General features: G+C 34.7%; 25 protein-coding genes. 14 read left to right on the forward strand and 11 right to left on the reverse strand.

Going from position 1 to position 24,502, the window contains the following annotated elements; translation table 11 throughout:
- The first annotated feature begins 48 nt into the window (after nt 1–48).
- Both ald and HX109_RS05795 read left to right on the forward strand, forming a co-directional pair.
- Complete coding sequence (gene ald / locus HX109_RS05790; protein WP_178950246.1) at nt 49–1,149, forward strand: alanine dehydrogenase; 1,101 nt, start codon at nt 49–51, stop codon at nt 1,147–1,149.
- Nucleotides 1,150–1,251: 102 nt separating this feature from the next.
- Nucleotides 1,252–1,944 (forward strand): zinc metallopeptidase, encoded by a 693-nt coding sequence (locus HX109_RS05795; RefSeq protein WP_178950247.1) that lies wholly within the window; start codon nt 1,252–1,254, stop codon nt 1,942–1,944.
- A gap of 154 nt (nt 1,945–2,098) precedes the next feature.
- On the opposite strand, the gene HX109_RS05800 is transcribed toward HX109_RS05795, so the two are convergent.
- From HX109_RS05800 to HX109_RS05810, 3 genes are all read right to left on the reverse strand, one after another.
- Nucleotides 2,099–2,569, reverse strand: a complete 471-nt coding sequence (locus HX109_RS05800) for an Lrp/AsnC ligand binding domain-containing protein (protein ID WP_178950248.1) — start codon at nt 2,567–2,569, stop codon at nt 2,099–2,101.
- Nucleotides 2,570–2,731: 162 nt separating this feature from the next.
- Complete coding sequence (locus tag HX109_RS05805) at nt 2,732–3,829, reverse strand: esterase-like activity of phytase family protein (protein ID WP_178950249.1); 1,098 nt, start codon at nt 3,827–3,829, stop codon at nt 2,732–2,734.
- A gap of 283 nt (nt 3,830–4,112) precedes the next feature.
- Entirely contained in the window at nt 4,113–5,483 is a 1,371-nt protein-coding gene (locus HX109_RS05810) for a saccharopine dehydrogenase family protein (RefSeq protein ID WP_178950250.1), read from the reverse strand.
- Between the two features lie 80 nt (nt 5,484–5,563).
- Here HX109_RS05810 and HX109_RS05815 point away from each other — a divergent pair, with 80 nt between their 5' ends.
- Complete coding sequence (locus HX109_RS05815) at nt 5,564–5,950, forward strand: DUF423 domain-containing protein (RefSeq protein ID WP_178950251.1); 387 nt, start codon at nt 5,564–5,566, stop codon at nt 5,948–5,950.
- A gap of 382 nt (nt 5,951–6,332) precedes the next feature.
- Here the strand turns inward: HX109_RS05815 and HX109_RS05820 are convergent, their stop codons facing one another.
- A complete protein-coding gene (locus HX109_RS05820; RefSeq protein ID WP_178950252.1) occupies nt 6,333–7,496 on the reverse strand; it encodes a hypothetical protein in 1,164 nt (387 codons plus the stop codon).
- Nucleotides 7,497–7,548: 52 nt separating this feature from the next.
- The gene (locus HX109_RS05825) at nt 7,549–8,139 is read right to left on the reverse strand and encodes a riboflavin synthase (RefSeq protein ID WP_178950253.1); all 591 of its coding nucleotides are present in this window, start codon (nt 8,137–8,139) and stop codon (nt 7,549–7,551) included.
- A gap of 139 nt (nt 8,140–8,278) precedes the next feature.
- Here HX109_RS05825 and pdxA point away from each other — a divergent pair, with 139 nt between their 5' ends.
- From pdxA to HX109_RS05860, 7 genes are all read left to right on the forward strand, one after another.
- A complete protein-coding gene (pdxA, locus tag HX109_RS05830; RefSeq protein WP_178950254.1) occupies nt 8,279–9,325 on the forward strand; it encodes a 4-hydroxythreonine-4-phosphate dehydrogenase PdxA in 1,047 nt (348 codons plus the stop codon).
- A 287-nt stretch (nt 9,326–9,612) separates the two neighbouring features.
- Entirely contained in the window at nt 9,613–9,978 is a 366-nt protein-coding gene (locus HX109_RS05835) for a BlaI/MecI/CopY family transcriptional regulator (protein ID WP_178950255.1), read from the forward strand.
- Between the two features lies 1 nt (nt 9,979).
- Entirely contained in the window at nt 9,980–11,404 is a 1,425-nt protein-coding gene (locus HX109_RS05840) for a M56 family metallopeptidase (RefSeq protein ID WP_178950256.1), read from the forward strand.
- Nucleotides 11,405–12,541 carry a tetratricopeptide repeat protein gene (locus HX109_RS05845; protein ID WP_178950257.1) on the forward strand — a complete coding sequence of 379 codons (1,137 nt, stop codon included), beginning with the start codon at nt 11,405–11,407 and terminating at the stop codon, nt 12,539–12,541.
- Between the two features lie 72 nt (nt 12,542–12,613).
- The gene (locus tag HX109_RS05850) at nt 12,614–13,090 is read left to right on the forward strand and encodes a hypothetical protein (RefSeq protein ID WP_178950258.1); all 477 of its coding nucleotides are present in this window, start codon (nt 12,614–12,616) and stop codon (nt 13,088–13,090) included.
- Nucleotides 13,091–13,223: 133 nt separating this feature from the next.
- Nucleotides 13,224–13,730 (forward strand): crossover junction endodeoxyribonuclease RuvC, encoded by a 507-nt coding sequence (ruvC, locus tag HX109_RS05855; protein ID WP_255462847.1) that lies wholly within the window; start codon nt 13,224–13,226, stop codon nt 13,728–13,730.
- Complete coding sequence (locus tag HX109_RS05860; protein ID WP_178950260.1) at nt 13,727–14,080, forward strand: hypothetical protein; 354 nt, start codon at nt 13,727–13,729, stop codon at nt 14,078–14,080. The genes ruvC and HX109_RS05860 overlap by 4 nt, the downstream gene beginning before the upstream one ends.
- Before the next feature lie 130 nt (nt 14,081–14,210).
- Here HX109_RS05860 and HX109_RS05865 read toward each other — a convergent pair whose 3' ends face one another.
- From HX109_RS05865 to HX109_RS05875, 3 genes are all read right to left on the reverse strand, one after another.
- Nucleotides 14,211–15,122 carry a cation diffusion facilitator family transporter gene (locus tag HX109_RS05865; protein ID WP_178950261.1) on the reverse strand — a complete coding sequence of 304 codons (912 nt, stop codon included), beginning with the start codon at nt 15,120–15,122 and terminating at the stop codon, nt 14,211–14,213.
- Nucleotides 15,123–15,557: a ribose 5-phosphate isomerase B gene (rpiB, locus tag HX109_RS05870; RefSeq protein ID WP_178950262.1), complete on the reverse strand. Its 435-nt coding sequence runs from the start codon at nt 15,555–15,557 to the stop codon at nt 15,123–15,125.
- 744 nt (nt 15,558–16,301) lie between these two features.
- Nucleotides 16,302–16,544 carry a DUF2007 domain-containing protein gene (locus HX109_RS05875; protein WP_178950263.1) on the reverse strand — a complete coding sequence of 81 codons (243 nt, stop codon included), beginning with the start codon at nt 16,542–16,544 and terminating at the stop codon, nt 16,302–16,304.
- A 471-nt stretch (nt 16,545–17,015) separates the two neighbouring features.
- Here HX109_RS05875 and rnr point away from each other — a divergent pair, with 471 nt between their 5' ends.
- From rnr to HX109_RS05895, 4 genes are all read left to right on the forward strand, one after another.
- Nucleotides 17,016–19,199: a ribonuclease R gene (gene rnr / locus HX109_RS05880; protein ID WP_178950264.1), complete on the forward strand. Its 2,184-nt coding sequence runs from the start codon at nt 17,016–17,018 to the stop codon at nt 19,197–19,199.
- 204 nt (nt 19,200–19,403) lie between these two features.
- Entirely contained in the window at nt 19,404–20,081 is a 678-nt protein-coding gene (locus HX109_RS05885) for a head GIN domain-containing protein (protein ID WP_178950265.1), read from the forward strand.
- 159 nt (nt 20,082–20,240) lie between these two features.
- Complete coding sequence (locus HX109_RS05890; protein WP_178950266.1) at nt 20,241–20,939, forward strand: LysE family translocator; 699 nt, start codon at nt 20,241–20,243, stop codon at nt 20,937–20,939.
- A complete protein-coding gene (locus HX109_RS05895) occupies nt 20,926–21,321 on the forward strand; it encodes a MauE/DoxX family redox-associated membrane protein (RefSeq protein WP_178950267.1) in 396 nt (131 codons plus the stop codon). Before HX109_RS05890 ends, HX109_RS05895 begins: the two co-directional genes overlap by 14 nt.
- Before the next feature lie 21 nt (nt 21,322–21,342).
- Here HX109_RS05895 and HX109_RS05900 read toward each other — a convergent pair whose 3' ends face one another.
- The 3 genes from HX109_RS05900 to HX109_RS05910 all read right to left on the reverse strand — a co-directional run bounded on the left by HX109_RS05900 (nt 21,343) and on the right by HX109_RS05910 (nt 24,498).
- Nucleotides 21,343–22,815 carry a hypothetical protein gene (locus tag HX109_RS05900; protein ID WP_178950268.1) on the reverse strand — a complete coding sequence of 491 codons (1,473 nt, stop codon included), beginning with the start codon at nt 22,813–22,815 and terminating at the stop codon, nt 21,343–21,345.
- Between the two features lie 90 nt (nt 22,816–22,905).
- The gene (locus HX109_RS05905) at nt 22,906–23,418 is read right to left on the reverse strand and encodes an OmpH family outer membrane protein (protein ID WP_178950269.1); all 513 of its coding nucleotides are present in this window, start codon (nt 23,416–23,418) and stop codon (nt 22,906–22,908) included.
- 228 nt (nt 23,419–23,646) lie between these two features.
- Nucleotides 23,647–24,498 carry a class I SAM-dependent methyltransferase gene (locus HX109_RS05910; RefSeq protein WP_178950270.1) on the reverse strand — a complete coding sequence of 284 codons (852 nt, stop codon included), beginning with the start codon at nt 24,496–24,498 and terminating at the stop codon, nt 23,647–23,649.
- Between the last annotated feature and the right edge of the window lie 4 nt (nt 24,499–24,502).

The raw sequence follows: 24,502 nt of genomic DNA on the forward strand, positions 1-24,502 counted from the left end.
TGAATTTATAGTATATTTGCTTACAGACATTTACAAAAAGCAAGAACTATGAAAATTGGGGTGCCTAAAGAAATTAAAAATAACGAAAACCGCGTGGGAATGACACCTGCCGGTGTCTTCGAATTGGTAAAAAACAATCATGTTGTTTTTGTTCAAACTTCAGCAGGGGAAGGAAGTGGTTTTTCAGATGAAGATTATACTGCTGTTGGTGCAACCATAGTAAATTCTATAAACGAGGTATACGCACAAAGCGATATGATTGTAAAAGTAAAAGAGCCTATTGAAGAAGAATACAATTTAGTTAGGGAAAATCAAATCGTTTTTACTTATTTTCATTTTGCTTCAAGTGAAAAACTAACAAGAGCAATGCTTAACAGCAATTCAATTTGCATTGCTTATGAAACAGTCGAAGACACTGATGGGAGTTTGCCTTTGCTCACGCCGATGTCTGAAGTTGCTGGAAGAATGGCAATTCAACAGGGAGCAAAATATTTGGAGAAACCCATCAAAGGGAGAGGGGTGCTTTTAGGCGGGGTTCCTGGTGTTCCTCCTGGCAAAGTCTTAATCTTAGGAGCTGGAACTGTTGGAATACAAGCAGCAAAAATGGCAGCAGGTTTAGGGGCACACGTCACCATCCTAGATATTAACATGAAGCGTTTACGACATGTAAATGACATTATGCCAAGCCACGTTGTTACTGAATTTTCCAACGAATACAACATCAGAAAACATATAAAAACACATGACCTTATCATCGGTGGGGTGTTAATTCCTGGTGCCAAAGCTCCGAGTTTAATTACCCGTGATATGCTTAAAGAGATGCATCCTGGCACAGTAATCGTTGATGTGGCGGTAGATCAAGGTGGATGTATAGAAACCACCAAAGCAACTACACACGAAAACCCCACATATATTATAGATGATGTGGTACATTACTGCGTAGCAAATATGCCGGGAGCTGTGCCCTACACTTCTACGGTAGCGCTTACGAATGTAACGCTTCCGTATGTATTAAAACTTGCCAATTTGGGTTGGGAAAAAGCATGTGGTTTAGATTTATCACTTCAAAAAGGACTTAACGTTGTAAAAGGAACTATTCAATACGAAGGCATTGCGGAGGCCTTCGGATGGGAAGTTAGCTATTCATAATCGAAAAAATCTGTCGTAAAGTCAGTTGTTAAAACCTCGCCAAATTTGGCGGGGTTTTTGCTTTTTATATTGTAATTTTAGTATTCAGAAAAATAAAAAATCATGGGAATAGGATATTGGATTTTAATTGGCGCTATCGGACTTTTAAGTATGTACGTAAGTTCGAAACTGAAAAGCAAATTTAAGCATTACTCCAAAGTTCATTTAAGAAATGGAATGAGCGGGGCTGAAATAGCACGTAAAATGTTGGAAGATAATGGCATTTTTGATGTAGATGTAATTTCTACGCCAGGAATGTTGACAGACCATTACAACCCTGCCAAGAAAACCGTAAACCTTAGCGAAGGTGTTTACAACCAACGCAATGCCGCCGCTGCAGCTGTTGCTGCCCACGAATGTGGACATGCTGTGCAGCATGCCAAAGGGTATGAATGGTTGCAAATGCGCTCTAAACTGGTGCCCGTTGTAAGTGTGGCTTCCGGAATGTCGGTTTGGGTAATCTTTGGTGGTTTGGTATTAGGTGCTACTTCTGGTTTGGGTTATACGGTGGCGGTAATCGGACTTATTATGTTTGCCATGGGAACGTTATTCAGTTTTGTAACTCTTCCTGTGGAATACGATGCCAGTAACCGTGCATTGGCTTGGCTAAAAAATAAAAACATGCTCGCCCCTGATGAGTACAAAGGCGCAGAAGATTCTTTGAAATGGGCTGCTCGAACGTATGTAGTAGCTGCAGTAGGTTCTTTGGCTACACTCTTGTACTTTGCGATGCAAGTTTTTGGAGGGCGTGATTAGACTGAAAGTAATGTACGTAAAAAACAAATAATTACTGTCAAACTGAGCTTGTCGAAGTTTTTGAAATCTCTTTGTTGAAAGGCCTTCGACAGGCTCAGGCTGACATTTTAATCTCCTATAGACCCCAAAGGTTTTTGAAACCTTTGGGGTCTTTTTATATACTTATTTGTCGTTCAATCTGTTGGTTTAGTGAAATAAATGTTTCTGTACGGGAAACACCCTCTATCGATTGTATTTTGTGATTCAAAACATTCATTAAATGTTCATTGTCTTTACAAAGTATTTTAATCAGGATGGACCAATTTCCAGTGGTATAATGACATTCCAGCACTTCGGGGATTTCTTTTAACTGTTTTACCGCCTCGGGGTTTCGCATGGCTTTATCTAAGTAAATACCAATAAATGCCATGGTGTGATAGCCTAATAAACGCGGATTTATAACAAATTTAGAGCCTGATATGAGTCCGGAGTTTTCTAATTTTCGCAAGCGTTGATGAATTGCTGCGCCGGAGATTCCAATTTTTCGCGCTATTTCTAAAATGGGCTTTCGGGCATCTTCCATCAAATTTCTTAGGATTTCTTTGTCGATACCGTCTATTTCTACTATTTCGTTAGTGAATTTCATTTATATAGTTTTGGATACTAACAAAAGTAACTAAATAAACAATAAATTATAACCTGCCGATTAAGTTAAATCCAAGTTTTTATAACCATTCACTTTACATAATTGGTGTATCTGCCTCACATATGCGAAGTTTGTAGTCCTCTAAAAAAATTGATTTTGAATCTACTCCAGAATTTCAAACAACAAAAATTGGTTTACTTGTGGATCAAGTTGGTTAAAGTTATTATCCGAAATAAGCAACACCGTTTTATGACCATTTTCTAATGTTGGTCCGAAACAAATTCCTTCAATATTATCAATACTTTTTGAAGGCAATTTTTTGCGGAGCGATGCTAAATCGAATACCAATTTCTTTTCAATAGGTTTTATTTTTTCTTCGGAAAGATTTTCCTTTTCTAGAGAATTTTCAGCATTGGTTACATTGATTTCATATATTTTGAGTCCGTTTGCCTTTTTACCCCAACCGGAAGAATACGATCGCTCTAAAACCAACATTTTTTCAGCAGAAATCATAAAAATTTCCGAGACTCCGTTTACGGCAAAATCGCCTTTTGGACGCTTATCAATTTTATCCAACTGATATATAAATTGCCTTTGCGGATTTTCGTTTTCCCAATTGTAATAGGTAATTCGGACTGGCGAATACGTTTCAGTTGTTTTGGGTTCTTCCCCATCCTTTTTCAAAGGGAGTTCTGTAGCTGCCCAAAATCCGTCGTTATTAAAACTTCGTGCTAACCCTTCAAACGTGCCGTTGTGCCTTGGCCCCTGTTCGCTTTCCGCATAAAAATAAGATGGTATGGCGTAACTGTTTACAAAACTTCCGTCGGCAGTAGTTTTAAACAAGGATGGGTCTCTTTTGTCTTTAATGTTCCCTTCCGAAGAAAATAAAAGTTCGTTAGCACTTTGCCTATATAAAACCGCTTCCAAGTCTAAAAAGGTCGTTTCCATAAAAGGATCGTCCAGAATGAATTCAACAACCTTTTGAAAAACAACGGTGTCTATTGCGGTATCATTTATTTGAACGTCGGCCATGTAAAACCTCGGGTTTTTAGAATCATCACAAACCAAAACATACTTGTCTTCATGAGAATCGATGCCCGAAAGTCCTCCAATTTCGGTGTTGTTTAGCATTATTTTATTCGGAAAAATGTATTCGTCCAAAAACACCATTTTAGTATCCGCAGTGGGCTTGTTTTTAGTAGAAGAACAGCTGTAAATAGCGGCAAGAACTATGAAAAGAAAAAGATTATAAACTTTCATTTTACATGGATTAATTAAGCGTTTCGGTTTTAAGAATAACTTGAAATGAGTTGTTCATAAAGATATTACTCTCCCTTAAATTTAGTATTAAAATCAAGTTATATTTTACTCGATAATCGAGATTTAACTGCTCCGAAGCTTGCGTCGAAATTAAACTTGAAATTCCTTTCAATGCCTCGTGGGTCTGCCTTTGCCGGCCAGGCAGGCTCGCCCCGAGGTAGTTTACCTCACTTACTCGCCCCTTTCCAGACCCCATAAAGATTTTACAGGAATACTTCTTTAATTATCCAGCAACGTTATTCGGGTTATAACCCATGTAAGGGACTTCTTTTTCGGTAAATTTTATGTCGTGGTTTTCAAGTTCATTAAGAACGGGCTCATAAATATCCTTATGAATGGGTATAACAACACCCGTAGCTGTAATTTCCTTGTTTAGAATTTTCAAGGCGGCAATTCCCAACGGCAATCCCACGGTTTTAGACATGGCTGTATAGATTTTATCTTCGCCAATGGCCACCATGCTCGAATCGATTTGATGTTTTTTACCGTTTAGTTCGTACCCAAATTTATGGTACATTACAATCATATCCTTGTCATCTTCTTGAAGCAGCCAGTGATCTTCCAAAATTTTCTGTAAAGCTTGTGCTGGAGTAGCATTTTTAATCCCGATTTTCTTTTGGGTATCGAAAAGATCCAGTTCTACCAGCTTTTCCCACATAATATCATCTTGGTCAATCTTCAGGTAATGACGAAGTTTTAACTCCACAGAATCGGTTGGTGAATACGGCAGAAAGGAGTTTACAAACTCGCGATAACTCATGCTTTCAGAATTTTCCAATTCAAAACTATCGTCTGTCATTCCCAATTGAACAAACATATTCCAGGCTTTGGAAAAGCCAACCCGCCGAATCGTTCCGCGGTAAAGCGTTAGCACGTCTTCCAAACCATAAGCACTTCGGTATTTTAGCGAATCCCTGTTTGCGTAGCCCTCAAACTTTCCGTAACCTTCAATCTCTAAAAACTCAGTACGCCTGAATAGTTTATGGTACGGGATGTATTTATAAGTTCCTTCCTGAATAAATTTAGCGGTTCCCCCCTGCCCTGCTACAACTACGTTTCGTGGGTTCCAAGTGAATTTGTAATTCCATAAATTAGTGTCGCTTTCGGGGGCCACCAAACCACCGGTAAACGATTCGAACAAAATCATTTTTCCACCTTTGCTTCGAATGTGGTCTATTACCTTCATCGCACTCATGTGGTCGATGCCGGGGTCTACCCCTATTTCATTTAAAAAAATTAGTCCTTTTTGCTTTACCTCAGCGTCCAATGCTTCCATTTCGTTGCTCACGTATGAGGCCGTTACCATATTCTTGTTAAAATGAAGACAATATTTTGCTACTTCTATATGAAATCTTGCAGGGAGCATGGAAATAACCAAATCGGCTTTTTTTATTGCCTTTTTGCGTTCGTCCTCATCAAAAATATCTAATTTTATAGCGGTGCAATTCGGTTTCCCACTTATAAGATTTTGGGCATTTGCTAAGTTGATATCGCCAATTTCAATATGAAGATTTTCAGCTTTGGCTTTATTGCAGAGAAATTGTAAAAGATGTGAAGTGGATTTACCGGCTCCAATTAATAAGATAGTTCGCATACGGTTGAGTTAATAATTTTATAACACTAATGTATTAAAATGTTATAAATACAACAATAAGAATCATAAAAAGTTTACAAATGAACAAAGAAATATTGGTCACTGGTGCGATTCTCGGATTTTTAGCAGTGATTTTAGGCGCTTTTGGGGCACATGCTCTAAAAAATGCTTTGGATGCTGAAGCTATTAAGACTTTCGAAACCGGAGTTAAATATCAAATGTACCATGCGCTGCTTCTCCTTTTTGTTGGCAGTTCTTCCATGCTTTCTTCCGGAACAAAAAGCACGATTCTGTATTTGGTGGTTATTGGCGTAATTTTATTTTCTGGTTCTATTTACGGACTGGCAACTAATGCCCTAACCTCTTTCAACTTTAAAAAAATAGGATTTGTAACGCCTATCGGCGGGACGCTTTTAATTATTTCGTGGGGAATCCTTATTTATAAATTTATACGGTTGAAGGTTTAAGTTAGTAGGCAGGAACCTGTTTCCAATGTTCAGTTTTTTGTCTTCACGAGGGAGGCACGACCGTGGTGATCTCCCAACAGGTACTTTTCAATGTCCATTAGACAATGTTCAATTGGCAGCGCATTTTTTAGCGGCTTACTGACTTCGCTACGGACCTTGCCTGAGACATCCAGTTTCAATAATGATTCTAATTGATAAGTACAAACTAGTCACATCGAACGCAGGGAGATGTCACATTAACTTACTCTTGACGTTATTTCGACCTTCCATCAAGTAGAAATTGAACACAAAAAGTTGAACAAAGAACCAAGAACTTGAAACTTAAAACCTGAAACCATTTCGACATCCAGCTTCGGTCATCCTGCGCGTTTGCAATAAAGAACTATTTTAAATTAGAAACAGCACGGTATTCGTTGTTTTCGTCTTTTACCGTAGCCAGAAATTCCAGCATTTCTTCTGTAAGCAATAATTGGTTCTGTTTTTCCCAGAAATCCGGATTGTAGGGATACTTCAATTTAAAAATATCCCGCTTTTCGGAAACATTTGAGTTGGTATTTAGGTATTTAAAATTGTCTTGACTCGTAAGAATATAACTGCAAGTATAGAAATCTTTTTTTTCTGTTTTTGAGTTGACCACTTCTGTTTTAAAATCTACCCTGGAATTTTTAATAAAATAGCGTCCGTTTTTATGTTGACTGAAAATAGTATTCACTTGAAAATAAGGAGTGTGATATCGATATAGACCACTTTTATCAAATTCAATTTGTGGCCTATTGGAAATAACCATCCCTTCCACAATAGCATGATTTGTAGTATCTATCATCCAATATCCTTCCGATTTGTTACCACTTTCTTGAACGATGGAATCTTTGGTTACAAAATCAATTTTTACCATCGATTCGCCAATAGCTTTTATATTGGTGTCCACATACTTTCTGGAAATAAATAACATGTTAAACCAGCGCAAAATTTCATTAAAATCGTTCAATTTAAATTCATCTTCTTCTTCTTCTAAACCCGCTTTACGCATATTTAACAACTCTATTTCGAAATTTTTCTTCGGAAAAGGGTACACTTTATTTGCTAACAGCTGTTGCCTTTTTACTTTTCCTGAAAGGTCTTCGATTTTTAAAATGCTGTCGTTCTTTTTTAACACCGCCCGAAGCATAAAGCGTTCTTCAAAAGGTCTAAAAGGGTAATTAGAAGGAATGGCCTTATTTATTTTATCGAAAATGCTGCTTTCGTTTGTTACCACCACTTCATCTAAAGCAATGGAAGCCTCCGATAAAAAAATATGCTTTTTATTCTGAAGCTTTTCAAAGGTAGTTCGAAGCTCTTTATACCCCAATTTTTTTAGTATGACGGAATCTCCTTCAGAAAGAAAAAGAAAAGAACCGTCGGCATTGGTTACAGTATAATCATAGCGATTATAAACATCTACAAATTCCAAAGGTCTTTTTGAGGCGCTATCTAATATAACACCGCCAAGTTGATTTTGAGCAGTAACCGATAGCGAAATGAATAGTATAAATAATATAGAACGCATGGGTGGTTATTTAAAACCAAAATACTGAATTTAATCCATACGACAACACTTTTTATTTATGCAGATCCAACAATCTAGCAACATACTTACCAATAACATCAAACTCTAAATTAACCTCATCGCCGATGCGGTAGTTCTTAAATCGGGTATGCTGGTAGGTGTACGGAATAATGGCTACGCTAAACTCATCTTTTTTAGAGTCCACTACTGTAAGGCTGGTTCCATCTATGGTTATAGAACCTTTTTCTATGGTTACATTGTTTTTAGAAGCATCGTAAGCAAAGGTAAATCGCCAGCTTCCATCTTCTTCCACTATGTTTTTACAAATTCCGGTTTGGTCTACATGCCCTTGAACGATGTGTCCGTCTAAACGGGTTCCCATTTTCATGGCGCGTTCCAAATTAACTTCATCTCCTACCTTTAAACTTCCTAAAGCAGTCTTGTTCAAGGTTTCCTTAATTGCTGTTACGGTATATTCTTCCCCATCTAAATGCACAACCGTAAGGCACACTCCGTTATGCGCTACACTTTGATCTATCTTGAGCTCATTTGTAATACCACTTTGTATTGAGATGTCCAGATTCTCCCCTTTCTTAACAATATTGGTTACTGTTGCCAACTCTTCTATAATTCCCGTAAACATTTCTATAATTATTAATTAAATTTGTGATACCATCCGCTACAAGATTAGTCGGATACATTTAAACAAACCTACTAAAGATTACCGCAATCTACAATAGGTTATTTATAAACACAGACGTTATAGGCGCAAAACATATACTATGAATACAGATAACAGCATAAGGGTTGGAATTTCAATAGGGGATTTAAATGGGATTGGCTGCGAAGTTATTCTTAAAACCTTCGAGGACAGTAGAATGTTGGAGTTTTGCACGCCCATTATCTTTGGCTCTACCAAGGTAATAAATTACCAACGGAAAATGCTGAATATGGAGATTGTTTATAATGGTGTAGATACAGCAAGTAAAGCTGTTAGCGGAAAATTAAATGTGGTGAATGTTTGGAAAGAGACCCCAAATATAGAACCGGGAAAAGAAACCGAAGAAGGCGGAAAATATGCGTTTTTATCGTTAAAAGCAGCGGTTGCTGCCTTAAAAAACGACGAAATAGATGTGTTGGTAACTGCCCCCATAAATAAACACAACATACAATCGGAGGAATTTAAATTTCCTGGACATACCGATTATTTGGCTCAGGAATTGGAGGGGGAAGCACTGATGTTTATGGTTACGCACACCCTAAAAGTTGGTTTATTGACCGATCATGTACCGGTGAAGGATGTAAGCAAAAAAATAACTGCCAAATTGGTGGAAACCAAAGTGAATAAAATTTACAATTCTTTGGTGGAAGATTTTAGGGTTCGAAAACCTAAAATAGCTGTTTTGGGCATTAATCCTCATACCGGCGATAACGGAGTTATAGGCAAAGAGGATGATGAAATATTACGACCCATTATTACCAAAATAAACGACAGTGGAAAATTGGTGTACGGACCTTATGCGGCAGATAGCTTTTTTGGAGCTGGGCAACACCATAGCTTCGATGCTATTCTCGCCTCTTATCACGACCAAGGATTAATTCCATTTAAAACCCTTTCTTTTGGAAAAGGCGTTAATTATACCGCAGGCCTTTCTAAAGTAAGAACTTCGCCAGACCATGGAACCGCTTTTGAAATTGCCGGAAAAGGCGAAGCTAACCATAAATCTTTTGAAGAAGCTGTTTTTACCGCTATTCATATTTTTAAAAATAGGGAAGAGTATAAAGAACTTACAGAGAATCAGCTCAAGAAACAGTCCAGAAGATCTTAAGTTATATCCCCTAATGGACCACCCGTTTTTGGGAGATCAGTTTTGCTCAAAGGATAAATTTTTTCAAAAAATAGCCTCGGAGCCATCAGAGGTACTATATCTGCTTTTAAGCATCCCTATTTCACATGTCGAAATAAGCCCTTCATAATTAAATATTTACATTTTATAACTAAAACATTAGTTTAAACTAAATATTTAGTTATATTTGTGTTCTAGTTCAACTAAATAATTAGTTCATACGCCCTTCAACTTTAGAAATTTTCGGACAGGGTAACAAAAAAGTAAATATGAAACAACTTACCAAAGCAGAAGAAGAAGTGATGCACGTTTTATGGCAATTGGAGCGCACAAATGTTGCAGCCATTATAGAAGAGCTTCCAGAACCCAAACCAGCATACAACACCATTTCTACCATTGTACGGATTTTAGAAAGTAAAGGATACGTAGACCATGTTCAGGAAGGAAGGGGTTATATTTATTATCCCACGTTGAAAAAATCGGAGTACAGCAACCAGTCTATAAACAAACTGGTAGATGGCTACTTCCAAGGCTCTTTTAAAAGCATGGTTTCATTTTTTGTGAAGAAAAATGATATCAGCTTAAAGGAGATGGAGGCTATTCTAAAAGAAATAGAAAACGAAAAAGACTTATAACATGCCATACATTATCCAAACCATTGCTTTTCAATTACTGTTTTTAGTGATTTACGACTTTTTCTTAAAGAAAGAGACCTTTTTTAATTGGAATCGGTTTTATCTCCTACTAACGCCTGTTTTATCAATAATCCTTCCTTTTATAAAATTGGAAACCTTTAAAACTACGGTTTCAACAGATGCTATTTTTCTACTGCCGGAAGTGGTTGTTGGAAGTGGCTCTTCTGCGGCAGATAATACTTCCAGTTCATTAAGCTTTCTTTCAACTTGGGAATGGATTTTAGTTATTGGAAGCTTTCTGAGTTTATGCTGGTTTACATTTAAACTCGTACAAATAATACGACTGAAAGAGCGTGGTAAAACCCGCTATTTTAAAGAGTATAATCGCGTAGAAGTTCCAGAAAAAAACACCGCTTTTTCCTTCTTCAAAAACATTTTTATCGGTGCCGATTTATTACAGAAACAACACCATCATATAATTGAACACGAATTGGTTCATATAAAAGAAAAACATTCATGGGATTTAATCTTTTTTGAAGTTCTAAGAATTATTTTTTGGTTCAATCCGCTTATTTACATTTATCAAGCTAGAATTACCGAATTGCACGAGTTCATCGCCGATGCAAAAACTGTTAAAAACAATAAAAAGGAGCATTACCAACTGTTACTTCAAGAAGTCTTTAAAACAGCGCGGATCTCCTTCATCAATCCATTTTTTAATCATTCATTAATCAAAAAACGAATCGTTATGTTACAAAAATCGAAATCTAAAAAAGTATGGCAACTCAAGTATTTATTGTTAATTCCAATGGTTTTGGGAATGCTTTTTTATACGTCCTGTGAAAAAGAAGAAACTACTGTGATGGAAAACCAACAATTGTCTTTGGAAGAACAGATAAAACAGTTGGAAACTACATTGGAAGACAATGGAGAAGCGCTTTCGCCAGAATTAAGAGAGCAAATCTTTTCCCTGGCCATTAAAGCATCTAAAGGAAAATTCACATCGAATGGAGAGTTCGATCCTAATAAAGTAAAACAGGGGGCAGATGTTCCATTTACCACCATTCCACAAAAACCCATGTTTAAAGATTGCGAGGGTGTGGCTCCAGAAAAACAATTTGAGTGTTTTAAAGAAAAACTAGCTAATCATGTACGGGCTACATTTAAATATCCAGCAGAAGCACAAGCTAATAAAGAACAGGGAAGGGTATACGTAAACTTCAGAATAAATACCGATGGAAGTGTGACGGTATTAAATTCTAGAGCTCCAACAGATTCTTTAGATGCCGAGGGAAGGAGAATTATTGAAGCGCTCCCAACCTTAATCCCAGGAAAGGATCAAAACGGGAATACACATCCGGTTACTTTTGCCTACCCCATTGTTTTTAAACTAAAAGCAGACGATCCTAATCACAAGCACGATTAAATGCAAAAAATTTTTATTCAAATATTTTTAATTAGCGTATTAAAAGTCGGTGCACAAGCCCCGGCTTTTGATACTGCTAAAAATGCATTTGAAAAAGGAAATTATATAGCTGCTATTAACTTATATGCCAAAAATCCGTCCCTAGCATCCCAATTGCAAATAGCCCGGGCTTACAAAGCTTTGGGGAATTTTGATAAGGCTGTAAAACAATATTTAGCCGTCATCGCATTAGATTCCACCAATCATGTCGCCCAAAATGAACTGGGAAAATTGTATTTTAAAATTTCTGAGTTTGAAAAAGCACGGTACGTTTATTATGGGTTGGTAACGGAAGAGAATACCAATCCATTTTACTATTACCAACTCGGCCGTATAGAAAATATAGATAAGCAACCTTTTAAGGCCATCAGTTATTTTAAATCTTCCTACGAGCTGGATAGCACCAGCATTAATAATATTTATGAAATAGGAAAACACCATCTGCAGCAAAAACAATTGGATTCTGTGCATAAATATGTGGATATCGGACTAAAAATGGCGCGTAATTCTATTGATTTGAACAATTTAAAAGCATTGGCCTACTTTAACAATGGCGAAAAAGAACACGCCATCCCTTATTTCGAAAAATTACTGGAACTTAATCAGCATAAAACCTATATCTATAAGAAACTCGCCGAATGTTACGAGTTTGTATGGAGGTATGAAGACGCGTTTCAATGCTATAAAACAGTCATAAAACTAGATAATGGAGATCCTGAAGGATATCTTGGTTTAGGACATTTATATGCCCTGGAAAAAGAATATGACAGCGCCAAAATTAACTACAAGACATCGATTGAAATACAAAAGGTAAATTTTACTACAGAATATTATGCCTTAGCATCTATTGCTTTAGAGGAAAAAGACCTAAAAACAGCCATTGAATATTATAAAAAGGCGTATGCCGAAGATCCTAAAAATTACATTGCGCTTTATAGAATATGTTTATATTCTGATGAATACTACAAAGACCGGTCCTATAGATTGAAACTCTACGAAAATTATATGGATCTCTTTCCAGATACTTATTACAGCAAGGTTGTTGAAAAACGTATTTCTGAATTAAAAACAGAAATTCATTTGGGGTCTGGAAAATAAAAAATCCAGCATATCCTTCATTTTTTCCATTATACCCCAAAAAAATTGTAATTTTCGGTTTAAAACGAATTCATGCAAAAAGTTGGGGTAATTCTTTTTTGCTTATTATTGGTTTCTTGCGAGCTTTTTACTTCAAAAAAAGAAACTAAGGAAGATATAATAGAAAGAGAGCGGCAAAGTATTAATTGGAACGATGTCGACCAATACCCGTTGTTTGAAACTTGTGATGAAACAGCTCCCAGAAACGAACAGATTGCATGCTTTCAGGAAACGTTTACAGCTCATTTTTTAGCTACCCTCTCCAATAAACATTTGGTAAGCCATAAAAACCTTAACGACACCGTAAATGTACAATTGCTAATAGGTAAAGAAGGCCATATTACCATTCTTCAAATTAAAAAAAATAAGAATATTGCTAAAGAAATACCCGAAATTGATACTTTAATTGCCAATAGTGTTGAAACTTTGCCTAGGGTGTATCCAGCACTTAAAAGGAATATTCCCGTGAACATGAAAATTCAACTTCCTATAATTATAAAAGTGGAATAAGTAGCGGTATTATAACTAGCTTTGTAAAGCATATACACACAATAAATTATAATTAGCTAAACGGCTAGATAAAGTATAAACATTGTCTAAAAAAGAACGTATTATATTGGGGATCGATCCCGGGACTACAATTATGGGTTTCGGATTGATAAGGTGTAACGGACAAAAAATGGAAATCATTCAATTGGATGAATTAATACTGAAAAAGTACAAAGACCATTACCTTAAACTTCAAAAGATTTTTGAACATACTATTGGAATCATTGAAGCGTATCATCCCGATGAAATTGCGATAGAAGCTCCTTTTTTTGGTAAAAATGTACAATCGATGCTTAAATTGGGAAGGGCACAGGGAGTAGCGATGGCAGCAGGCCTGTCCCGCGAAATACCCATTACAGAATATTCGCCGAAAAAGATTAAAATGGCCATTACAGGCAGTGGGAATGCCAGTAAGGAACAAGTAGCTAAAATGCTACAAAGTTTATTATCCCTAAAAACCTTACCCGACAATCTCGATGCCACCGATGGTTTGGCAGCGGCTGTTTGCCATTTTTACAACAGTGGAAAAGTAGTTGCAGGAAAAAGCTATTCGGGATGGGATGCATTTGTTAAACAAAACCAATCGCGCGTAAAAAAATGAAAACCAATTTCTTAAGTAGTTCCGATCTTTTACAAGTAGCTTCCGAAGAAAAGCTATACAAAAAACTTGTCTTGCAATTAAATAAAGATCTTAAATTGGCAAATCATGAAGAGGAATTTGCCCTGGATATTTCTGCTGAAAAATTAAAAAGGGACCTGCATGAAATTATTTATATTCTTATAAACGAACGCTTCGCCGATTACCTTAACTTTTTATACATTATAGATGTTCCAGAGAAACAGGTTAAAAGTTTGGACGGTAATGATGTTGTACAACTTTCTGAAGAGGTAACTTTTTTGGTTTTAAAAAGGGAATGGCAAAAGGTTTGGTTTAAGAATAAGTATAAATAGTTATTTAAAAAGAGTGTAGGTAGTATTTGTTGAAATTAAAAATTTTATTTAGGTCTTTTTAAATTTCTTAAGGGTGAGAAATCACATTTTAAAAAAACATAAATTTTTTAGGTTTTACATAACTTGATAATCAATCCTGAACAATATAATCTTTGGGATCTTCCTTATTGTATTCTGGTTGAATATTAACGTGGTTAATGCCAAATTTATCGTGAAGCACTGTTTCTATTTCTTCTAAAACCTTATTGAAATGAGAAAGGGTTACATCTTCTTTAAAATCCAAATGCGCTTCTAAATGCAGCTCATCATCATTTAAGCTCCATATATGGATATGATGCAATTTGTTTACTGAAGAAATTTTATGGACTTCTCTTACAATCTCCTTAATATCAATGGTTTCAGGAGTAAAAAGCATGAGCATTCTAGTGGAATTCTTTAAAAGATCGAAACCTACAAATACCAAGTAAACCGCAATTAAAAAAGTAAGTACGCTATCCACCCAAAATATTTGATAAAACTTCATTAGCAAACCGCCTATCAACACGGCTATACTTGCCAACATATCTGTTAATAAGTGGGCGTAAGCAGATTTCATATTAATGTTTCTCTTGGCATCGTTCCGCAATAGAAAAACACTAAATCCATTAGCTAAAATTCCAAAGAAAGAAAGCCAAATCACCAAATCCGATTCAATGGTTTGCGGATTAAAGAAGCGTTTAATGGCTTCAATAATAAGTAAAATGGCGATTACAATAAGTGTGGAGGCATTCACGAAGGCGGCAATGAGCTCGGCCCTTTTATATCCAAATGTTTTGTTGGTAGAAGCTTTTTTCCCGCTTAATCTGTTGGCTATATAGCTAATTACCAAAGAAATAACATCGGTTAAATTATGTAGCGCATCCGATAATAGTGCTAAGCTTCCAGACACCAAACCGCCTACCACTTGAGATGCCGTGATAAGTACGTTTAAAAGAATAGAAATTAATAAGTTTCTACCTTTTAAAGGGACGTGATGGTGATTATGCCCGTGACCGTGTCCCATTTAGCAGTGCAACGAAATTTTATTGATTCTATTTTGGTGCCGACCCCCTTCAAATGCAGTATTTAAAAAAGTTTCTACCATTTCTATTACCTGTGGTACAGCAGTAAATCGGGCAGGAATACATAAAATATTGGCATTGTTATGAGCCCGAATAAGGGATACAATTTCTTTGTTCCAACAAAGGCCGGCACGAACCTCGGGATATTTGTTTGCGGTTATTGCCACCCCATTCCCGCTTCCGCAAATTAAAATACCAAAATCTGCAGTATTACTGGTAACAGCTTGTGCCACGGGATGTACAAAATCTGGGTAATCTACACTCGATTCTTCATCTGTACCAAAATTTTCAACTTCTATTCCTTTGTCTTTAAGGTATGCTTCCACTGCAAATTTATAGGTGGTTCCTGCGTGATCGTTTCCTAAGGCTATTTTCATTTGTAAATATTATTTAGAACAAAAATTTAATTCATTTACAAACAAAGGTAGTAAATACCTCATTTTATAATTATAAACAGTCGTGTTAATTTAATTTTACAATTCCTTAATTTTCAGTTCATTAATAAATACCCAAAATTGTTGAAATTTATGTTGCGAAATCTATTAAATAAATTTGCTTTTGTAATAACTGAACTCAATTTGTAAAATTAATTGAATTGCGCAAGTAGATTCTTTTCTTTTTAGTTGACATTTCATTAACCACTTTTCAACACTTATCAACATAAAATATCTAGGTGAATTATTAAACTTTTTCTGTTAGTTGGGTTGTTGACAACTGTGAAGAAAATCTTAAAAAATATTCTTTTTCAATGGCTTATAAATTTATCATCTGTTCATAGCTTTTTATAACTCCATATTTTTTAGGATAACTAGTAAAAGCAATTAAACTTTTACCAGCTATAAACACCCTATAATAACCATCATTTTTATTTTAAATTTTAAAGAAGAAAAAGATATATATGTTTATATAGTTAATAACTAAAATTGAATTCTACTTTTTTTGAATTTGAAAGCTTCTTTAGTTTGAAATTGTTTTAAGGTTTTATCGGAAGTCAGAGTGTAACTTAAATAACGTTTAACTGAAAAACAATCTATTAAAAAAAAAAGCTTTTGTGGAAGATGATGCCTAATATGGATTTTTGAAAGAGAATCCTTTAAATTTGTAATAGTTTTTCAATTTTACTAAACTATTTTTAAATGGGAATCAGGTCGGTCTAAATCTTTAATGAGTTCTTTTACATAGGTTTCGTAATCTATGTGAACGTAGAGTTTAATACCGCCGATGGCATTGGAGTAAAAAGGGGATATACCGATGATGGTTTCATTTTCAAAAAAGAACGGAATATCTTCATCTTGAAGTAAAAACTTAAGAACGATATATTCGTGTGAATAGGTATAAGTGGCAACCAAAACAAAATTCTTCATTCTGAGATGGATTAATAGTCTCTAAATAAGACGGTTTAAATAAAAGTAGGTAAAATTTCGGTCTAAAAGAAATCTAAAAGCCCGAACTTTGTGTAAATAAAAACTAATGAGCAGAAAAAATTAAAGTTAAGATTAATACCTGCTCGATGTTACATAATGTTTTAAGAATGAAAGCTGTGCAGCGAAGCATGTTTTTTATGGTTCTGCTGAATGGATTTTGCGGTTTCCTGTTGTTCTTTTTGTTCTAAAGAGTAATTTATATAACTAACGAACGACAAGACCCCAACAATAAAAACGAGGATAAAAAAAAGCACTATTTTATAAAATTTCTTCAACTGCTTACTATGGTTTGCTATTTTATAGACGATGCAAAAGTAGTATTGTTACAGAATATTTAATAAAATTTTAACTTTTAAAATTAATTAGACAAGTACTATAATAATTTGTACTTTACTGGAAGAATAAAAATATATGACGAAAAGAAAAAAAAGAGCCCAGAAACAACAGAAAAATGAAATTACCAAAGGGATCTTTACAGTATTGGAAAGTAATAGAGAACAGAGTTTTAACTATAAGCAAATAGCAGCAAAACTCGACATAAAAGATACAAGTGGTAGAAATTTATTGATCAAAAGACTTGGTCAACTTAAAGAAAAGAAGAGAATAGAAGAAGTAGAAAGAGGAAAGTATAAAGCCATACCATCGCAAAATTATTATGAGGGAGTGGTAGACATGACCGGTAGAAATAATGCTTACGTGGTTTGCGAAGACCTGGATAGCGATGTGTTTGTTCCGTTCAATCTTTTAAATAAAGCGCTGCACGGCGATGTGGTGGAGGTATATGTTTTCCCTAGAAGGCGCAGCGGTAAAAAGCTCGAAGGGGAAATTACCAAGATTATAGAGCGTAAGAAAACCACATTTGTGGGAATAGTACAAATGCAAAAGAATTTTGCTTTTGTAAATCCTACAGATTTTAAAATGTATACCGATATTTTTGTTCCTAAGAACAAGATTGGGGATGCAGAGCACGGGGAAAAAGTAATCGTGGAAATTCAAGATTGGCCTAAAAATGCCGATTCCCCTTATGGAAAAATAGTTCAGGTTTTAGGAAAACCAGGAGAACACGATACCGAAATTCACGCCATTTTAGCCGAATATGGATTGCCTTACAACTTTCCAGAGGAAGTAGAACACTACGCCAATAAATTGGATACTTCCATAACAAAAGAAGAAATTGCCAAACGTAGGGACATGAGAGATGTTCCCACTTTTACAATAGATCCCAAAGATGCTAAAGACTTTGATGATGCTTTGTCGTTTAGAATTTTAGAAGATGGAAATTACGAAGTGGGAATTCATATTGCAGACGTTTCCCATTATGTAACCCCAGATACTATTTTAGAGGAAGAAGCTTATAACAGGGCTACTTCTGTGTATTTGGTAGATAGGGTAGTACCTATGTTACCAGAAATTCTCTCCAACAATGCATGTTCCTTAAGACCCAACGAAGAAAAATATACGTTTTCTGCAGTTTTTAAGATGAACAAAGATGCGCAGGTTTTAGATAAATGGTTTGGGCGCACGGTTACTTATTCCGATAGGCGTTTTGCTTATGAAGAAGCACAAGCTATAATAGAAAACCAAAATAACAAAGTACCGGTAGAGGTTTCCCTTACTGGGGAAGATTATGAGGTAGAAGAACATATTGCCGATGCTATAATTACTTTGGATAAAATGGCTAAATTGATGCGGAGCAGACGCTTGGCTGCTGGGGCTATTTCTTTTGATAAAGTGGAAGTGAAGTTCGAACTGAATGATAAAAGCGAACCGGTAGGAGTTTATTTTAAAACGGCTAAAGACGCCAATAAACTTATTGAAGAGTTTATGTTATTGGCCAACAGAAAAGTAGCCGAATTCATAGGAAAACAAAAGAAAACTTTTGTATACCGTGTTCACGATGAGCCAGACGATGAAAAATTAATGCTGCTACAAGGTGTTATTTCCAAGTTTGGTTATGGTATTAATATGAAGAGCAAAAAGACCATTTCCAGCTCTTTAAATAGCTTATTGGAGGAAGTACAAGGTACCAAAGAACAGAATTTGGTAGATACGCTTACAATTAGAACCATGAGCAAGGCTATTTATACTACTGATAATATTGGACATTACGGACTTGGATTTGATTTTTATACCCATTTTACATCGCCTATTAGAAGATATCCAGATGTTATGGTACATAGATTGCTACAGCATTATTTAGATGGTGGGGCCTCGGTAAATGAAGAGAAGTATGAGGAGAAATGCAAGCATTCCTCTAGCATGGAATATTTGGCCACTAGCGCCGAAAGGGATTCTATAAAATACATGCAGATTAAATTTATGGAAGGGCGCTACGACGAAGAATTCTTGGGTGTTATTTCTGGAGTGACCGAATGGGGAATTTATGTAGAGTTGGTGGATAATAAATGTGAAGGTATGATTCGAACCCGGGATATTAAAGACGATTACTACGTTTTTGATGAAAAACAATATGCCCTGGTTGGCGAAGTTACCAAAAACACTTATCAACTTGGAGATGAAGTTTTTGTAAAACTTAAAAGTACCGACTTGGTAAAAAGACACTTAGATTTTGAACTTACTGGGAAAAAGCAGTAATCAAAATTTTGATTTTTACTTCGTAATCTTCAGACGGTTTTGATATTTAGTATCTCTAGGATATGTAAATCTTATAGGGACTGCTTTAAATGATATCCAGTAAACGGAATAATTGATATTTGGTTTAACAATTTTTATCATTTTAAATTTTAATCCTTGCCATAATCAAGATTATCTTTACATAAAACATTATAAATTAATCTTATGAAAAATATATTTTTTACCACCTTTATTTTGTTAACAACCATAGTTTTTGCGCAGGATGAAGTAACCAAGGAATTAGGGGAGTATCATGAAGTAAAAGCCTACGATGGACTTTCCATTAAAATAAAAAAATCGGATGAAAATAAAGCCGTCATTACAGGGAAGCATGCCGATGATGTTGTTTTTGTGAATAAAAAAGGAACTCTTAAAGTGCGAATGAAAATTAATGAAGTCTTTAAGGGATATAACACTTTTGTGGTTCTACACACAAAGGATCTAATTACCTCTTATGATGCAAATGAAAATGCCTTTATTTCTTCAGATGAAACCCTCAAGCAAGTAGATTTGGAATTAAACGCACAGGAAGGCGCTAAAATAGATTTTGATATCGAGGTGCAGCGTTTGGAATCTAAAGCAAGTACAGGCGGTGTAATTACCCTTATCGGTACAGCCAAGAATCAAGAGGTGAGTATTAATACTGGAGGACGATTTGAAGGATCTGATTTAATTTCAGAGCAAACAGACGTAGATGTAAAAGCTGGTGGGGTTGCAGATGTAAACGCAAGTGAATTTATAGACGCCGATGTTAAAGTAGGAGGAACCATCAATGTGTACGGAAACCCAAAAGTTTTGGAAAAGCAAACTTTTGTGGGAGGAACCATTAATGAGAATCCATAAAAAATACCCATTATAAACATTTAAAATCATCATAATGACCAATAAGTTATGATGATTTTTTATTTTTGAATAATCGATCAACCGACCGTTTTAAAACTTACTGATTAAAATTTTGTAAATTCTGTTTCAGGAATCAAATTCTTGAGAATATTCATTTAGATGATTGAAGATGTTTTTTCGGCAATACCATTAGGAATTCTTTTGGCTTTTACCATTGGTCCTGTATTTTTTGTGCTACTGGAAACAGGCGCTATAAAGGGGTTTAGGGCTGCGATAAGTTTCGATGTGGGTGTGGTTTTAGGAGATGTTGCCTTTATTTTAATTGCTTATTACAGTACAAATAAGATTCTTCATAAAATTAAAGATGATCCTTCCTTGTTTATTTTTGGTGGTATGTTATTGGTTACCTATGGGGTAATTTCTTTCCTTAAAAATAAAAGCGACTACAAAAAGGATATTCGAAATGCCATCAATCAAGTTATGGTAAGAAGCGATTATTTCAGGTTATTTTTTAAGGGCTTTTTGCTTAATTTCATCAATGTAGGGGTATTGGGATTCTGGCTCGGGATCATAATTATTTTTGGTCCTAAATTAGAAATGAACGATGAACGTATCTTTGTGTTTATATCCACTATTTTAATTACGTATTTAGTGGTGGATTGCATTAAAATTTTATTGGCCAAACAATTAAGGAATAAGCTTACACCAAAACGTATCTTTAAAATAAAAAGGGCTATAAGTATCGTTTTAATAGTTTTTGGAGTTGTATTGATGTTACAAGGGTTTTTTCCAGAAGAAAAGGAAAAATTGGAAAACGTAATTGAAGGATTAACCAATATTGATTATGGAAGTTTCTAAAGATCTATTACCAGTAATCGCATTGCTTATATTTATCGGTATTACATTTCTGTTTAGTTTTTGGGATAAGGTTTCATCTTGGGGCGGAAATACATCCTTTCTAAGGAATCACTTCCAAGGTACTTTTGTAAAACATATGGTACCTATAAGTTTATGGGTTATTACTGTATTGGAGTTGGTTGCAGGAGTAGGGGCTATTTTAGGAATTTTCTATTATGTTGCTGGTGATAAGGAATTAGCTCTGTACAGTGTTTGTATAGCGCTGTTGGTGTTGTTTATTTTTTTAATTGGACAACGTATCGCAAAAGATTTTGATGGAGCTATGAAAATCGTGGTATATTTAATACCAACCATGTTCTGTTTGTATTTGCTAACACAATAAATGAACTCCTCAAGTGTCTATTTATAAAAAAGTTTGTTTGACACCTTCCCGAACGGATAACCAGAAATAGTTAAAAAATGATTTCTGTTTGTTCCTTTGAATTTCAATAGAAACTTCTTTATTTTTTAGCTTGTCTTTGGGTACAAATACGTTGGCTATCGAGGTAACAAATTTATTTACAACGTTTTGATTTTCCTTTAGAATACTTATTTTAAAATCCTCATATGTCATCATAAAGGTACCATTGGCGTTATTTTCGTTGGCATAAACATCAAAAACAATACTATCTATAGACCCTTCTGTTTCTACGTTCATATTAGGTTTTATAAATTCATTTATTTTATCAGCATTTAAATGTTTCATGTTTCCGTGAAGTGTAAAATAGTCGGCTTTATTATTTATATCGAATACCCATAAAAGTTTGAAATCGGCATCTCCCATAAATTTAGATTGAATGTCGATGTTCGTTTTTCCAGAACCTTCCAATGTATTAATATTTTTAATAATACTGTTTATTTGTGTAAAGGTTATACTACCGGGTTGATTAAAGTTTTTAACCCTTTCTACGTATTTTATTTGGGTGTTATGGATGTTTATCGTATCTATCTTAAGGTCAAAAGGCAGGTTTCTTAGTGCCTTGCTGTAAAGTGGTTTATATTTGGTAGGTTCTGGTAATAGTTTGTTTTTATAAATTTCCAGATCCCCTTTATAGATATCAATGGTAGAGGAGGAGAATAAGGATTTTTTTGAACTGGATTCCTTCGAGTATTCTTTTATATTTAGGGAATCGATGTTTAAATCAATCCAATCTTTTTGAACTTTTATATGTTTCTGTAATTCCTCTTTAGAATACAGGGTTTTTATTCCTAGCTTAGTAGTTTTTATAGTGGAATTGTCTGCGGAAAGTGTTGCAATCTTGAAATTCAAGTAATCATTTATAGGAAGTGTTATGTCTTCGCAGTCAAGCAGCACATTCTCGTAGGTTAATTTTTGTTTTTCAACGGTATTAAAACGTACATTAGACAGATTCAGATTTATTTTTTTTACCTCAATAGGTCCTTTAGTAGTGTCTGTAATGTATTGTAAGCGGGTATTCTTAATTTTTACATCAGCTATTTGTAAAGTAAATTTTTTAGATGTATCATCTTTCTTTTTGGATTCCCTCTTGGTGAAAAATCCTTCTCCTTCATTTAAGGTAATGCTACCAATTACCAAACTATCGGTATGAAATAGGTTTCCGAGGAAAATATCGTTAACTATAATATCTTTAATTCGGGCAGAATCCCCTTTTTCTGAAGTGATTCTGATATTGCTTAAACTAACTTTTCTGGAAATAAGGTTTACGGAAGTTTCTCCAACTTGAAACGAATAGTCTGAACTATTGTTTTCAATTTTATTTTTAATAAAATGTGCTAAACCGATGTTGGCGGCTAAAATAAGGAGTGCAAGAACTCCGGCAACAATAAGTAGAATCTTTAAAGTTTTCTTTTTCAATCGGTTTTGTATTTTTCTTATCAAAAGTTAAGATACAAAAAAAGGCGCTGTATTAAAGCGCCTTAACTGTTTGTTGGGTATAAATCTTAATTATTTGCTTTTGTATTCTTCGTTTATTTCTTTTAAAACTTCCGAAGTGATATCTTTAGACTCTTCTCCGTAAAGAACACTGCCAGCTTCGTTGGAACCTAAAACAAAAGTATATCCTTTTTCTTTCCCGTAGTCTTTTACAAAAGTTCTTACTTTTTTAATAAGGCTGTCAATCTCTTGCTGACTTTCTTGTGAAAGTTTTTGCTCCTCCATTTGAAGTTGCTGACTCATAGCTTGTCTTTTTTGCAGAAGGGAATTGTATTTTTCCTGTGCTTGACTTTGGGGTAGACTTTTAGCTTCAGCTTCAAAAGATTGCGCCTCACTTTGGAAAGCACGCGATAAGCTATCGGTTTTTTTATCGAACTTTTCGATCTTTCCTTTGTATTTTGCTTCTATATCTATTTTTTCTTGATATTCGTTTATCAGTTTTGTGTTATCTACAAACGCTATTTTATTTTGTTGGCAAGAAATTGCCATAATGCTTAATGCACCAATTAAAATTAATTTCTTCATTTTTTGTGTTTAGATTTTGATTCAAGCAAAAATAGAAAAGTTATGTGATTTTTATCTTTTTGCTGAAATTAAATTAAATATAGACGAAAACAATTATTTTTAGAAAGTGAATAGTATTTAATTATTAATAAAGGGGTTTTATTGTTTAATTTAAAGGATTTTCAAGGACAATACTGGTATTTGTCTCATTAAAATATTGAAATACCTTCTAAAAGCTTTAAAATGCGTTTAAGGTTGTTTTTTACTTATATAAATCAATGATGAGTAATCACCGGATGATTTTGCCATTAAATTAGATTTCATCCCAATATAAAATGCTTTGAACCAATTTTGTTTTCCTGTTTTTATTTTTTCTGATAAAAGGCTTACATAAAATGAATCAAAAACTAAAGGTAGGATTTTTACTACAAAAAGATTTTTACACTGAAGAATCTCCCTCATTGAAATTTTATTGAAGTGCCATAAGTGACGTGGAACATCATAAGCGGCCCAGGCTTGTTTGTAATGTTTTGCATCGTAAGATTCATAATTTGGAACTGCAATTATTAGAATGCCATTATCGGCTAATAGATCTTTTATTTTGCTTAATTCATTGTCAATATTTGGAACATGTTCTAGCACATGCCACATCATGATAACGTCAAACTTTTGTTTTCCCAATTCATTTATATCGGACACTACGTTGTTTCCTTTTTTAATGGAAAGGGAACGTGCTTGATCGTTTGGTTCGGTACTTACACAGGTATATGAATTTTTTAAATATTGTATAAGATCCCCAGTTCCACTTCCAATATCTAAAATGGTTTTGGCTTCGGGGTGATATTTTTGAATTAATTTTTTCTTCTTTTTTAAAGAGTATTTTTTTACAGCTTGATAAATTTTATCTGTAAATGTTTCCTTCGAGTCTGTATGCGAAATGTATTCTTCACTCTCATAATACTTATAAAGTGTTTCGGGAGATGGTGGAGGAGTTGTCTTTAAAAGTCCGTTAATATTGGTAGTTTTTATTTCAAAAACTTCACCAGAAACTAAATGATCTTTAACAGATATATATGTTTTGTCTTCTATTTTTGTTTCCATATAA

Origin of the sequence: Galbibacter sp. BG1 (assembly GCF_013391805.1) — a bacterium.
Lineage (GTDB): Bacteria > Bacteroidota > Bacteroidia > Flavobacteriales > Flavobacteriaceae > Galbibacter.

What these genes read in the sequence shown, in the direction of transcription:
- HX109_RS05825 (WP_178950253.1), bottom strand. Translation starts at nt 8,139, where the DNA reads ATGTTTACGGGAATTATAGAAGAGTTGGCAACAGTAACCAATATTGTT.
- HX109_RS05820 (WP_178950252.1), bottom strand. Translation starts at nt 7,496, where the DNA reads ATGCGTTCTATATTATTTATACTATTCATTTCGCTATCGGTTACTGCT.
- HX109_RS05810 (WP_178950250.1), bottom strand. Translation starts at nt 5,483, where the DNA reads ATGCGAACTATCTTATTAATTGGAGCCGGTAAATCCACTTCACATCTT.
- ruvC (WP_255462847.1), top strand. Translation starts at nt 13,224, where the DNA reads ATGGGTTTCGGATTGATAAGGTGTAACGGACAAAAAATGGAAATCATT.
- HX109_RS05835 (WP_178950255.1), top strand. Translation starts at nt 9,613, where the DNA reads ATGAAACAACTTACCAAAGCAGAAGAAGAAGTGATGCACGTTTTATGG.
- rpiB (WP_178950262.1), bottom strand. Translation starts at nt 15,557, where the DNA reads ATGAAAATAGCCTTAGGAAACGATCACGCAGGAACCACCTATAAATTT.
- rnr (WP_178950264.1), top strand. Translation starts at nt 17,016, where the DNA reads ATGACGAAAAGAAAAAAAAGAGCCCAGAAACAACAGAAAAATGAAATT.
- HX109_RS05910 (WP_178950270.1), bottom strand. Translation starts at nt 24,498, where the DNA reads ATGGAAACAAAAATAGAAGACAAAACATATATATCTGTTAAAGATCAT.
- HX109_RS05860 (WP_178950260.1), top strand. Translation starts at nt 13,727, where the DNA reads ATGAAAACCAATTTCTTAAGTAGTTCCGATCTTTTACAAGTAGCTTCC.
- HX109_RS05840 (WP_178950256.1), top strand. Translation starts at nt 9,980, where the DNA reads ATGCCATACATTATCCAAACCATTGCTTTTCAATTACTGTTTTTAGTG.
- HX109_RS05850 (WP_178950258.1), top strand. Translation starts at nt 12,614, where the DNA reads ATGCAAAAAGTTGGGGTAATTCTTTTTTGCTTATTATTGGTTTCTTGC.
- HX109_RS05845 (WP_178950257.1), top strand. Translation starts at nt 11,405, where the DNA reads ATGCAAAAAATTTTTATTCAAATATTTTTAATTAGCGTATTAAAAGTC.
- pdxA (WP_178950254.1), top strand. Translation starts at nt 8,279, where the DNA reads ATGAATACAGATAACAGCATAAGGGTTGGAATTTCAATAGGGGATTTA.
- HX109_RS05890 (WP_178950266.1), top strand. Translation starts at nt 20,241, where the DNA reads ATGATTGAAGATGTTTTTTCGGCAATACCATTAGGAATTCTTTTGGCT.
- HX109_RS05865 (WP_178950261.1), bottom strand. Translation starts at nt 15,122, where the DNA reads ATGGGACACGGTCACGGGCATAATCACCATCACGTCCCTTTAAAAGGT.
- HX109_RS05905 (WP_178950269.1), bottom strand. Translation starts at nt 23,418, where the DNA reads ATGAAGAAATTAATTTTAATTGGTGCATTAAGCATTATGGCAATTTCT.
- HX109_RS05795 (WP_178950247.1), top strand. Translation starts at nt 1,252, where the DNA reads ATGGGAATAGGATATTGGATTTTAATTGGCGCTATCGGACTTTTAAGT.
- HX109_RS05805 (WP_178950249.1), bottom strand. Translation starts at nt 3,829, where the DNA reads ATGAAAGTTTATAATCTTTTTCTTTTCATAGTTCTTGCCGCTATTTAC.
- HX109_RS05895 (WP_178950267.1), top strand. Translation starts at nt 20,926, where the DNA reads ATGGAAGTTTCTAAAGATCTATTACCAGTAATCGCATTGCTTATATTT.
- HX109_RS05800 (WP_178950248.1), bottom strand. Translation starts at nt 2,569, where the DNA reads ATGAAATTCACTAACGAAATAGTAGAAATAGACGGTATCGACAAAGAA.
- HX109_RS05885 (WP_178950265.1), top strand. Translation starts at nt 19,404, where the DNA reads ATGAAAAATATATTTTTTACCACCTTTATTTTGTTAACAACCATAGTT.
- HX109_RS05875 (WP_178950263.1), bottom strand. Translation starts at nt 16,544, where the DNA reads ATGAAGAATTTTGTTTTGGTTGCCACTTATACCTATTCACACGAATAT.
- ald (WP_178950246.1), top strand. Translation starts at nt 49, where the DNA reads ATGAAAATTGGGGTGCCTAAAGAAATTAAAAATAACGAAAACCGCGTG.
- HX109_RS05815 (WP_178950251.1), top strand. Translation starts at nt 5,564, where the DNA reads ATGAACAAAGAAATATTGGTCACTGGTGCGATTCTCGGATTTTTAGCA.